The sequence below is a fragment of the Rhizobium sp. L51/94 genome (assembly GCF_019355555.1).
GTDB lineage: Bacteria > Pseudomonadota > Alphaproteobacteria > Rhizobiales > Rhizobiaceae > Rhizobium > Rhizobium rhododendri.
The window spans coordinates 274,190-285,026 of the sequence record NZ_CP072143.1 but is presented as its reverse complement, the minus strand read 5'-3'; the positions used below and the strand labels follow the sequence as shown (position 1 = coordinate 285,026).

General features: G+C 55.7%; 9 protein-coding genes and 3 pseudogenes. 5 read left to right on the top strand and 7 right to left on the bottom strand.

The features are described 5' to 3' along the window. Window positions 1–97: 97 nt before the first annotated feature. Window positions 98–832, bottom strand: coding sequence for a LuxR family transcriptional regulator (locus tag J5274_RS25440; protein ID WP_219275754.1), 735 nt, complete (start codon window positions 830–832; stop codon window positions 98–100). Window positions 833–1,351: 519 nt separating this feature from the next. Between J5274_RS25440 and J5274_RS25435 the strand changes: the two genes are divergently transcribed. Genes J5274_RS25435 through J5274_RS25425 form a run of 3 tightly spaced genes read left to right on the top strand, consistent with a single transcriptional unit; the run spans window position 1,352 to window position 3,860 of the window. Continuing rightward, window positions 1,352–1,783, top strand: a complete 432-nt coding sequence (locus J5274_RS25435) for a transposase (RefSeq protein WP_142832636.1) — start codon at window positions 1,352–1,354, stop codon at window positions 1,781–1,783. Further along, window positions 1,780–2,130 (top strand): IS66 family insertion sequence element accessory protein TnpB, encoded by a 351-nt coding sequence (gene tnpB, locus J5274_RS25430; protein WP_143122947.1) that lies wholly within the window; start codon window positions 1,780–1,782, stop codon window positions 2,128–2,130. The genes J5274_RS25435 and tnpB overlap by 4 nt, the downstream gene beginning before the upstream one ends. A 47-nt stretch (window positions 2,131–2,177) precedes the next feature. Further along, window positions 2,178–3,860, top strand: coding sequence for an IS66 family transposase (locus J5274_RS25425; RefSeq protein ID WP_219275753.1), 1,683 nt, complete (start codon window positions 2,178–2,180; stop codon window positions 3,858–3,860). On the opposite strand, the gene J5274_RS25420 is transcribed toward J5274_RS25425, so the two are convergent. From J5274_RS25420 to J5274_RS25395, 6 genes and pseudogenes are all read right to left on the bottom strand, one after another. Then, window positions 3,829–4,074, bottom strand: a complete 246-nt coding sequence (locus J5274_RS25420) for a DUF6429 family protein (protein ID WP_142832635.1) — start codon at window positions 4,072–4,074, stop codon at window positions 3,829–3,831. The two genes, J5274_RS25425 and J5274_RS25420, sit on opposite strands and share 32 nt — an antisense overlap. Before the next feature lie 9 nt (window positions 4,075–4,083). Further along, window positions 4,084–4,932, bottom strand: coding sequence for an IS5 family transposase (locus J5274_RS25415; RefSeq protein ID WP_219275752.1), 849 nt, complete (start codon window positions 4,930–4,932; stop codon window positions 4,084–4,086). A gap of 90 nt (window positions 4,933–5,022) precedes the next feature. Further along, entirely contained in the window at window positions 5,023–6,069 is a 1,047-nt protein-coding gene (locus tag J5274_RS25410) for a PAS domain-containing protein (protein ID WP_219275751.1), read from the bottom strand. Between the two features lie 476 nt (window positions 6,070–6,545). After that, a complete protein-coding gene (locus tag J5274_RS29485; RefSeq protein ID WP_219275750.1) occupies window positions 6,546–6,803 on the bottom strand; it encodes a MurR/RpiR family transcriptional regulator in 258 nt (85 codons plus the stop codon). Between the two features lie 60 nt (window positions 6,804–6,863). Continuing rightward, window positions 6,864–8,795, bottom strand: coding sequence for a methyl-accepting chemotaxis protein (locus J5274_RS25400; protein ID WP_219275749.1), 1,932 nt, complete (start codon window positions 8,793–8,795; stop codon window positions 6,864–6,866). Window positions 8,796–9,192: 397 nt separating this feature from the next. After that, window positions 9,193–9,870 (bottom strand): annotated as a pseudogene (locus J5274_RS25395) (IS66 family transposase); the annotation flags it as partial. A gap of 198 nt (window positions 9,871–10,068) precedes the next feature. Here J5274_RS25395 and J5274_RS25390 point away from each other — a divergent pair. Next, window positions 10,069–10,209, top strand: a pseudogene (locus J5274_RS25390) (transposase); the annotation flags it as partial. A gap of 93 nt (window positions 10,210–10,302) precedes the next feature. Continuing rightward, a pseudogene (locus J5274_RS25385) lies at window positions 10,303–10,785 on the top strand (transposase); the annotation flags it as partial. Between the last annotated feature and the right edge of the window lie 52 nt (window positions 10,786–10,837).

Sequence of the window (10,837 nt, the reverse complement as noted above, 5' to 3'; positions counted from 1 at the left end):
CCCAGAAATAGGGGCGAACCGTTTAGCGAGCGTTAATCGCATCTGATAAATACGGCATATTCGAAAATGCTCGTCTGTCGTCGTGTAACTTGGTAAATCAGGCGATAAGACGTCGACGTATCGCCTCGGCGATCGCCTGGGTTCGGTTCGCTGCGCCAAGCTTCTTCACGGCTGATTTGACATAGCTGTTAACAGTGTCCACCTGGTACCCTGTGGCCTTGGCTATGCCATCGCTCGTAAGGCCGAGGCTGGCATTGGAAAGGCAGGCCATTTCGCCCTTCGACAGTCTCAGGTGCTCGGCCGCGAACTTCTCCATTAAAGGCTTGGTCACGGCTGTATGGATGGTTTCCGCCACGAGTGCCAGGAACGTAAGTTCGTCGTCGTCAAATGGCGTCGACCGGGTGAATGTCACCGCTCCGTAAACGGTGGCATCACGAAGTATCGGGAGTATGGTCCGATTGAAAACGCCGAAGGTCCGCTGAAGGTATAAAAGCCTCTGAAGCGGCTCCCTCTCCCTATAGACTTCGTTCTCGGCGATCACCGACGTCGCCGATTTTGCCGCTTGGATAAACGGGTCGTCGCGATAGAGTTGATCGGCGTCGTAGGCCTCGAGAAAAGCGGGCGGCAGATCGGAGTCGATCGAGAAGCCCTCCCCAAACCGATAGTGGTCGACGTCAAGTCCCGACACTGCGATATAGTCAAACGATACCGCCCGTCGCAGCCTATCTATGATGTCGTTCTTACCGAAGTATCTATGCTTCGGGACCGATCTAAGGTCAATAAAGCCATCCAGCGCGTTGGGCGCGAGGACCGACAGGGCGCTAACCGGCATTCAAATCACTCCAAGGTGCGTCGAACCATCATATGAGGCGGGCGTTACGCGAACCTTGTTATACGGCCCGAGGCGGGTATCCTGCCGAAACCAACCACCGTAAAATGGGTGCCAGCGATAATGAAACCACCTGCCCGACATGAGCAGAATGAACATGTGATGGCACTCGGCAGAAAATGTCGCCTCTTCAAAGGATCAGATCGTGGCGCTGATCGTGCCTTCATGGCCGTACCGATCATGACGGCAAAGCTCAATTACATCGATCCGCAGGAGTGGTAGGTCAACGACTAGAAATCGAAATTCCACCGCTCGCACGTTAAAGCTGCCCATTCGGCCAGATTGAGCGAGATTTGGCCACAGGCCGACTAGTCTTGATTAACATCTGCAAAGAGCCCTAAGAGTCTGTTCAAGAAAGCGGGTATCGAGCGAGCCGTACGCATCCGAGCTGAACCGGATTGCGGATTTGAGTGATCGTGTGGATGCTCTGTCTATATAGACGGCAATATAGACGGTGCTTTCATGGACATCACAAGCGATCACTCGGGGCGTTTCAGCCGGATGGAGATTGTCGATAGCGGGCGTCGGCGGCGTTTCACGGATGAAGCGAAGCTGGCGATCGTGGCTGAGAGTTATGCTGGCCCGCGGCAGGTAACAGTCACGGCGCAGCGTCACGGGATCACGCGTTGGCAGTTGAATGCCTGGCGCAGGGCCGTGCGGGAAGGACGCCTTGTCCACCGCTCGACGAACGAGTTTGTTCCAGCGATTGTCGTTGCTGCCGAGCCTGTTTTTGCGAGCACGCCTCCTGCGGAAACTGTCGCGGTGCCGTCTCCCATCACCGACCGGGGTCGCATAGAGGTGGTGAGTGCGAACGGCCGGCGTGTGATCATGGGCCAGGATATCGATGTGGACGTTTTGCTACGGATCATGCGTGGTTTGGAGACATTGCGATGAATCCGTTTCCGATGGGGGCGGAGATCAAGGTGTGGCTGTCGACCGGACATACCGACATGCGGTGTGGCTTTCCATCCTTGGCCCTTCGGGTGCAGGAAGTTTTAAAGCATGATCCGCTGGGCGGTCATTTGTTCTGCTTCAGGGGCCGCCGCGGTGACCTGATAAAGTTGATCTGGCATGATGGCCAGGGCGCATGCCTGTTCACGAAAAAATTAGAACGCGGCCGGTTTATCTGGCCGAATGTGCAGGGTGGCGCGGTGGCGATCACACCGGCGCAGCTTTCCTATTTGCTCTCTGGAATTGACTGGCGAGCTCCTCAGGAAACTTGGCGTCCAACACGCGTTTGAGTTTCTTCATCATTGAATTTGTTGAAGAAATATGCTCTTATTCTGGCATGTCGTTACCACCGCTTTCCTTTCCTGACGATCTTGCCAGCGCCCACGCCGCGCTGCTGATAGAACGCGAGGCACGGTTGCGGGCCGAGGCGGAAGCCACCAGCGCCAAGGCAAAACTTTCCAGCATCGAGGCGCTCAACGCCCATCTGCAATTGCTGATCGCCAAGCTGGAACGCGACAAACATGGTCCAAGCCGGGAGCGCACCCAGCGGCTGATCGACCAGATGGAATTGCAGCTCGAGGAGCTGGTTGCCGATGCCACCGAGGACGAGCTCGCTTCACAAGTGTCTGCCGCCAAAACCCAAGTCGTGCGTGCCTTCACCCGCAAGCGGCCAGTGCGCAAGCCTTGGCCAGAGACTATCGAGCGCGAGCGCGTCGTCATCGACGCGCCCAGTGCCTGCGATCACTGCGGCAGCGAACGCCTGTCGAAGCTCGGTGAGGACACCACCGAGACGCTGGAGGAGATCCCGCGCCGCTTCAAGGTCGTTGAGACCGTGCGGGAGAAGTTCACGTGCCGGGACTGCGGCTGCATCAGCCAATCGCCCGCACCCTTCCATGCAACGCCACGTGGCTTTCTCGGCCCCAAGCTACTCGCCACCATCGTCTTCGACAAATTCTCTGAGCATCAGCCGCTCAACCGCCAGAGCCGTCGCTTTCGCAGTGAAGGGATCGATCTGTCCACCCAGACGCTTGCCGACCAGGTTGGCTACGTCAGCGCCGCAGTCACACCGCTGTTCGATCTCATTGAGACCCATGTGTTTGCGGCCGAGCGGTTGCACGGCGACGACACCACCATCCCGATCCTCGCCAAGGGCCAGTGCACGACGGGGCGCATATGGACCTACGTTTGCGACGACAGGCCGTTTGGTGGGCTATCACCGCCGGCGGCCGTCTTCTACGCCTCCAGTGATAGGCGGGGTGAGCATCCGCAAGGACACCTGGCCGAGTTCACCGGTATCCTGCAGGCTGATTGCTACAATGGCTTCAATCTCTCAGCCGGCAGGCGCATGCTTGCATGTGCCGAGAGGCCGCTCTTCGATCGGACCAAGAAACAGATCCCGGTGACGCCGGCCTTCTGTTTTGCCCACGCGCGCCGAAAGTTCTTCGAGTTGGCAGATGTCTCGCGAAGTGCCCGGCGGGGCAAAGGGGCAAAGCCTGTCTCTGCGACGGCGTTGGAGGCGGTCAAGCGTATCGATGCGCTGTTTGACATAGAGCGCGACATTAACGGCCAGAGCGCCGGTGAGCGACTTGCCGTGCGCCAGGAAATGAGCAAACCGCTGCTCGAAGAGCTGGAGACCTGGTTGCGGCAGGAGCGCGAAGGTTTGTCGCGATCCTCACCGGTGCTTGAGCCGATCAACTACATGCTGTCGCGCTGGCAGGACTTTGCCAGATACGCCGATGACGGCAGGATCTGCATGACGAACAACGCGGCGGAAAGAGCTCTGCGCGGCGTGGCTTGCGGAAGGAAAAACTGGAACTTCGCCGGGTCCGATCGCGGCGCAGACCGGGCTGCCATCATGCTGACCCTTATCACCACGGCCCGTCTCAACGATATCGATCCGAAGGCCTGGCTGGCGGACGTGCTGGCTCGCATCGCCGATCTGCCCGTCTCCCACCTGCACGAATTGTTGCCATGGGAATGGAAGAGGATCAAGGCGGCGGAGATTGCGGTTGCTGCGTAAATAACTGCCGGAAAAGCTCTTCCGATCGGCGTAGACCCTCATCCGTCAGCACCAGCGACTTCGACTTGTTCACCGGATCGCCAATCAAGCCTTTCTGATGCAACCGATCCGTCGTAGCCCAGTCAAAACCCTTCCAGGCGCAACGCTCGTTGTGAAGCGTCAGCCATAGCAGCGCCAGCACAGCATCGTCGATTTTGCCTTCGTCGATCTCCATCCCGCCAATTTACCACGCGCAAAAGCAAAAATCCTGCGGTTCACCTCGGATGGATACAGCGAGCCTTCTTGTCATGAGCTTGATCATTGCTGTTTGGATGAAGGCTAGGCTTGTGGCCGAGAAACGCTCGAAATCCTTTGCCATTCGGCGGTTTATGCCGAGCCAAGCCAGCGTTCGTTCGACAATCCATCGCTTCGGTAGCACCTGGAAACCGGCCTGGTTTCGTTTGATAATCTCCATCGGTCGCGGGCTGGCCTCTTCTACCGTTGTGCCCTGATAGCCGCCGTCGCCACAGATTTTCTCGATAAAGGGAAAACGGTTGGCGAGCCTGTCGAAAACAAGTGCTGCTCCATCACGATCCTGAATTCCTGCCGAGTGGACCTCGGCTTTCAGAAGCATGCCAAGAGTATCGACCAGAATGTGCCGCTTGCGGCCCTTGATCTTCTTACCCGCATCATAGCCGATATCGAGACGAGCATCCGGGCCGGTCTTCACTGATTGGCTATCGATGATGGCAAATGACGGTTGCTCTTCTCGCCCCTCAAGCTGCCGCGTTCGGCAGTAGAGCGCGTCATGGATACGACGCCACGTCCCGTCCCGGCAAAACCGTTTGAAATAATGGTAGACCGTGCTCTTCGGTGGAAAATCATGCGGCAGCAATGCCCATTGGCAGCCTGACTGCAGCAGATAAAAAATCGCGTCCATCACCGCCCGAAGCGACGTCTTGCGTCTGCGGCCCAGTCGAGGCTGCCTCGGCATGAAGGGCTCGATCAAGCTCCACTCACGGTCATTCAGATCACTTGCGTAGCGCATGCGGCTTCTGTCATGGTGACGCCGGGTGAAGGGTGTCCAGGCCATTCGATCTCTCCGTATTTGTCGCAAAATACAAAGAATCTGATTGCCGCCCTTCACTCAACCCCGCGCACGCCCGCCATTCTTGAACAGACACTAAGGCTTAGCTTGCATTTCGACCCTGCGGGCGAGTCCTGTAGATCGGTTTAAGCTCATCGCCACATTACCCCAAGCGTTCGTGGTAAACATGATGCCTGCAGCTTCAAAGGTCGCACGCACTTTCACAAGGTTGTCGGACTTGACCGTAATGGAATTTTGCTCCATCCGGCGGACAGTTGAAAATGACAGATTTGCTTTCGTTGCTAACTCTGGGCCTGTCCAATTGAGTAGCGATCTCGACGCCCTAATTTGCGCGCTGTCCAACAATACCACTTCGCCTTGTTTGGCAGCTTCCTCAACCAAAGCAGAGTGGCCTAGCCATAGCAAGATGTTTCCGTCAACATTTGTCAAAGGGAGCGCGCGACTGTGCATGGTTACGTAGTTCCCTTCTGCTGTTCTTACCCGTACCGTAACCTCACACCTATCCTGATGTCTAATTGCGGAGGACCAGGTATCGCGAAAACACTGCCGGTCATCCGGATGAACTGCGTCCAGCTTGTCCCAGTCATGGGCCTCTTGTAAAGTCTGCCCAGTGAGCTTGGTCCAGTGCGTTGTTTCCATTAGTTTGCCATTCGGGTGCGCCCGCCAAACCCAGCCGCCCAAGAGCTTTGTCAGGATCGCTGTTGATTTTTTCTGACTCAGGTACTTGGCCTGCATATCCTCATCGCTTGTAACATCCCGGATAACGCCCGTTAGCATCACCGTTTTGCCAGTCCGATCGCAATGCGGTCTCGCCTTGCTCTGGAGCCAACGAACTATGCCGTCAGGCCGAATGATACGGAATTTTCTGTTTTCGAGCCTGCGCTCGTTTACAATCCCAATGGCGTCGTCGAAATCGACTTGGTCGTCTGGATAGACCAGCGATTGATAGAGGTCGATGCTTGGGATAACTGTGTGAAAATCAACTCCTAAAATTTGACAAAGACCGGACGACCACGCCACCTCCGACGTATCAAGGTCCCATGTCCAGGTTCCCACCCCAATACTCTCCTCGATCATCTTGAGTTTTGAGTCCGCAGTCTTGAGGATTTTTCTCGTAGGCATCGCCATTTGCTCCAACAGTACGCACGGTCTAGCAATTTCTAGGACAGCCACGCCGATATTTTTTGTGAAGAATTTCCAGCCTCACCGCCCACCAAGATTACTGCAAAAAATTGGAAGCTCGCTCGAATAAGTCTTTGGTGGCGATGAGTTCGCGTACCACTAATTCAACACGACGAATAAGACTCGCTGCTCTGGGCTCACTAGGGTTGGCAAAATCGCCAATGAAGAGGTTTACGTTGTCGCGCGTAATTGGCAGTCCCGCTACGGTACATCTCCAACAGGCATGGTTAACAATTGTTGTCGCAGAAATCCGTTCCAGGAAATTTGTGGCATCTCGATTGGACAATCCCAGCGTCATACTCCGACTCCGTACGCGGTTCTTAATATAGAGATGACTTAATATGGGCTCGATTGATACCCAAATCGAAAAATCTGGGCCACTGTCCGGTTATGTGCGCTTGGCAGTACAGATATCTTCAGGCCAATTGATCCGCATCTACAATATCAGAATCGACAAGCGCTCTTCGTAACTGTCTAGTTCCCGTCATCCCGATCGCCTTGCAAAACCGAGCGATTGTTGGCTCGCTGACGTTCGCCCTAACAGCAAAATCAAATGCGGAAGCCGTCTTTAAAAATTCCCAATCCGATAGGAGTAGGTCAGCAACCCTCCGTTCAGAGGGCCGAAGGGAGTCATCTGCTTCGCGTACACGTTCGTTTAACTCGCCAATGTTCATTAATGCTCCCTTCGAAGCGTGCTCGCTCGGTCTCAAGCGGTATAGTGAGTTCGATGGGAATCAAAACTCTTCCCAGCTTTCAGCCGCGCGACCGGTGTTAGCAACCATCTTGCGCGCTGGAACTGGGACCTGCCTTTGTGGCACATGCGAAGGCTTTGCCATAGCTGATGCTGTCTCGCGGAGTGCGGAAACGTTTGACGCTCTGACGGCGTTGCCGCCAAGGTTGAACTGCGAAATCACGTCACGAAGGTTGACGGCATCCGCGGCCAATGTGGCACTCGCGGCATTCGTCTCCTCAACCATGGCAGCGTTTTGCTGCGTCACCTGGTCCATTTGATTGACGGCGGTATTGACTTCGCCCAAGCCTGTCGACTGCTCGCGCGCCGACGTGGCGATCGAATCCATGTGCTGGTTGATGGTGACGATATAGGTCTCGATCGTTTTCAGCGCATCACCGGTCGCTCGCACAAGCTTGACGCCGCTCTCGACCTCCGCAGTCGACGTGCTTATTAGCCCCTTTATCTCCTTAGCTGCCTTTGCAGAACGCTGGGCCAATTCGCGGACCTCCTGGGCAACGACGGCAAATCCACGGCCGGCTTCGCCGGCTCGGGCTGCTTCGACCCCAGCATTCAGCGCCAGAAGGTTGGTCTGAAAGGCGATCTCATCGATGACGCCGATAATGTTGGAGATTTGTGTTGACGACGCTTCGATTCGCTGCATGGCATTAACGGCGTTGGCAACCACTGTTCCAGATTGGGCAGCACTCGCATTGGCCTGAATTGCAACGGCTCTCGCTTCATCAGCACGCTCTGACGAGTTCGAAACGTTAACCGTAATTTGGTCGAGAGCAGCGGCGGTTTCCTCGAGGGAGGCAGCCTGCTGCTCCGTGCGGCGCGACAGGTCGTCGGCACTACGGCTTATTTCGCGTGCACCGCCGTCGATCGAGCTGGTCGATTGTGCGACGGATCGCAATGTATTCGCAAGCTGGGAAACTGCCCCATTCAGATCGTGACGAAGGGCCTCGAAGTCCGGCGAAAAGGTCTCAGTTAGTTCGAACGACAAATCGCCAGCTGCCAGTCTTTTAAGGCCAGACGCCAGACCGGCCGTTGCCTCCTGCATGTGTTTCCGAGCGGCGGTCTCTGCTTCTTCAATTAGTCGAGCACGATCGAATTCGGCCTGACGACGAGAGGCTTCCGCCTCGAGTTCAAGCGCGCTATTGCGCAGCATGCCATCCTTAAAATGCTGGACAGCAGCAGCCATTGCACCAATTTCATCACCCCTCCCTAGAGAGGGGACGCCAGTGGTCGTGTCCCCATTCGCCAACTGCGTCATAAAGCTTGTCATCGAAATGACGGGCCGAACGATCCGGATATAGCTCATCACCATCGCGGAAATACCGAGCACAACCGCAATCGATAGGCCAATGTATGTTGCGCTTTTGGTCCACGAAATCGCTTCTTGGCTTGCAGCGCCTTCATCCTTGGCATTCTGAGCGAGATCGTTTACAGCCGCCTGAATGTCGTCTGACGCCGTAGTGTAGGCTTTGAACGAATCGCCATAAAATAACGCTGATGCACTTACTTGATCCGCTTGCTTAGTCGCTACAACCTTGTCCCAGAGCTCCTGGGTCGATGTCCATGCAGCCGCAAATTTTCCATAGAGCTCTCGATCGCCTTCGTCGACCATCAAGGGCTCGTAAATGGCCCGGTCACTTGCAACATCTTGCTCTGCCTTACCAAGTGCTACGCGGCGCCCGTCGAATTCATCTTTGCCGGAGATTAGCAACGCGCTCTGCGCGATACGAACATCACCAATGTCGGCATTTAATTGTCCAAGCGCTATGAACGACGGTACGCGTTTTTGAACAATCTGTGTCGAGCTTTGTTCAATCGATTGCAGAGATATGATTGAATAAGCTCCCTGCACTATCACGACGACCAGGATGATACAGAACAACAAGGAGAGCAAAAGTCCGACAGACATGCGTTTCATATTCGACCTACTTTTCTGGTGTCGCGGGTTGGTGAGGCCACCCTTCGGTGTCGCGTTTATTTAAGACAGATCTCGGTGATTTGAGGTGACACGTCCTACCGGCTGGTAGACTACATAGCTTTTCATCAGAGCAGCTGCTGTTTTCAGAGGCAGGATAGCTTCAAATACTACGTGAATTATGAATATTAGAGGGTCGACAAATTTATTTCCATGAGCAGTTTCTGTTCTTCTCAAAGCTAACGCGCTTGGGATGCTCGATTTTCTTGTTTACGTTTGTTGTGGTGAGCAATTACGACCAAATTGGTCTGAGCTCGGTCACTTAATAGTAAGCGCTCTTTCTACGCGCGTTGACGTTTTGTGCTGACCATGCCGCTCTGCGTTGTATGCGTCGGGGCGTTCAGGCCGCTTTGGCTTGAGCAAAGTTGAATGGCAATAGGTCACCAAGATCTGCGTCTGCGGGGCGCTGAGGCAGCTCAATGAGGACGTGACGCAGCCACGCTAGGGGCTCGACGCCACAGGCCAGGCAGGTCAGCATCAGACTGTAGATCACGGCGCTTGCCTTAGCTCCGTCCACGGTATCGCTGAAGAGCCAGCTCTTTCTGCCTGTTGCAAAAATTCTGATGTCGCGTTCCAGGAGGTTGTTATCTATCGGCATCCTGCCGTCCTCGATGTAGCGGGTCAGATAGTCCCATTGATTGAGGGTGTAGGATATCGCGTCGCCAAGCTTGCTGTCGGGCAAGACCTTCGGGTTGATTTCGTCGAGCCATTTCTTGAGGGCGTTGAGGATGGGGACACTGTGTTGCTGGCGGAAGCGGCGAATCCGGTCGGCTATGGTCTCGCCGTTCTGCGCCTCTGCATCTCGCGCCCGCTTCTCAACTCTGTAGAGCTGCTCGAAGAACCGGAGGGCCTGTTCCGGCAGTCCGCCTCCTGTCTTTCTGGTCTTGAAGGCTTCGACGAAGCGCCGTCTGGAATGAACCATGCAGCCAACATGCGTTGCACCAACCAACGTGCGCCAGGCGGTGTAGCAGTCGCTCATCAATATGCCGCGGTACTCACCGAGGAAGGCCTGCGGGTATCCGTGTTGAATAACAGATCTGGCACGAGTGGCGATCAACAGATGGTGATCCAGCTCCACCGGAAATTCCACCAAGAAGGCGTAACAGGACAGGTTCCGCTCTCTTAGTGTCTGTTCAAGAATGGCGGGCGTGCGCGGGGTTGAGTGAAGGGCGGCAATCAGATTCTTTGTATTTTGCGACAAATACGGAGAGATCGAATGGCCTGGACACCCTTCACCCGGCGTCACCATGACAGAAGCCGCATGCGCTACGCAAGTGATCTGAATGACCGTGAGTGGAGCTTGATCGAGCCCTTCATGCCGAGGCAGCCTCGACTGGGCCGCAGACGCAAGACGGATCGTGTCCCAGCGCGTGGTGTATCTGGGTTTCATAGCCATCGGTGTTTTCCGGTAGGGTCGGGTTGCTTATGACCAACCTGAAGGACACCACCGATGACCGACGACATGATGAACCTGCGCTCGCTTGTTGAGAAGAGCGCCGATGCGGATTTGCTGCGCGAGATGATTGGCTTTGCCGCCGAGAAGCTGATGGCACTGGAAGTTGGGGCCGCGACCGGTGCTGGCTATGGCGAGAAGACAGCGCTTCGTCTCGCCCAGCGCAATGGCTACCGCGATCGCGACTGGGAAACGCGAGCCGGGACAGTGGAGCTGCGCATTCCCAAGCTGCGAACAGGTAGCTATTTCCCGAGTTTCCTGGAACCACGCCGCATGGCCGAGAAGGCTCTGACGGCCGTTATACAAGAGGCCTATATCCAGGGCATCTCGACGCGGTCCGTCGATGACCTCGTAAAGGCCATGGGCATGTCGGGCATTTCGAAGAGCCAGGTTTCACGGCTCTGCGAAGAGATTGACGACAAGGTCAAAGCCTTCCTCGACCGCCCCATCGAGGGCGAATGGCCATACCTGTGGATCGATGGTGCGCCGTGCGGCGCGGGAGGTGCGTATGAGTTAGCGTGACCTCTCAAGC